The sequence below is a fragment of the Duganella kummerowiae genome, from assembly GCF_053572355.1.
In genome coordinates this window covers 1-1011 of sequence record NZ_JBKFEH010000042.1, presented here as the reverse complement: position 1 = coordinate 1011, position 1011 = coordinate 1, and the positions used below count along the sequence as shown (strand labels likewise).

Annotated in this window: 1 rRNA gene; it reads left to right on the top strand. The window is 52.7% G+C overall.

What is annotated here, in order from left to right:
- Positions 1–10: 10 nt before the first annotated feature.
- A 16S ribosomal RNA gene (locus ACLB1G_RS27930) occupies positions 11–1011 on the top strand; the annotation flags it as partial.

The following is a 1011-nucleotide window of genomic DNA, read 5'->3' as shown; positions in this document are numbered from 1 at the left end:
AACAGAGATTAAACTGAAGAGTTTGATCCTGGCTCAGATTGAACGCTGGCGGCATGCCTTACACATGCAAGTCGAACGGCAGCACGGACTTCGGTCTGGTGGCGAGTGGCGAACGGGTGAGTAATATATCGGAACGTACCCTGGAGTGGGGGATAACGTAGCGAAAGTTACGCTAATACCGCATACGATCCAAGGATGAAAGCAGGGGACCTTCGGGCCTTGTGCTCCTGGAGCGGCCGATATCTGATTAGCTAGTTGGTGGGGTAAAGGCCTACCAAGGCAACGATCAGTAGCTGGTCTGAGAGGACGACCAGCCACACTGGAACTGAGACACGGTCCAGACTCCTACGGGAGGCAGCAGTGGGGAATTTTGGACAATGGGGGCAACCCTGATCCAGCAATGCCGCGTGAGTGAAGAAGGCCTTCGGGTTGTAAAGCTCTTTTGTCAGGGAAGAAACGGGAGTGGCTAATATCCATTCTTAATGACGGTACCTGAAGAATAAGCACCGGCTAACTACGTGCCAGCAGCCGCGGTAATACGTAGGGTGCAAGCGTTAATCGGAATTACTGGGCGTAAAGCGTGCGCAGGCGGTTTTGTAAGTCTGACGTGAAATCCCCGGGCTTAACCTGGGAATTGCGTTGGAGACTGCAAGGCTGGAATCTGGCAGAGGGGGGTAGAATTCCACGTGTAGCAGTGAAATGCGTAGATATGTGGAGGAACACCGATGGCGAAGGCAGCCCCCTGGGCTAAGATTGACGCTCATGCACGAAAGCGTGGGGAGCAAACAGGATTAGATACCCTGGTAGTCCACGCCCTAAACGATGTCTACTAGTTGTCGGGTCTTAATTGACTTGGTAACGCAGCTAACGCGTGAAGTAGACCGCCTGGGGAGTACGGTCGCAAGATTAAAACTCAAAGGAATTGACGGGGACCCGCACAAGCGGTGGATGATGTGGATTAATTCGATGCAACGCGAAAAACCTTACCTACCCTTGACATGGAAGGAATCC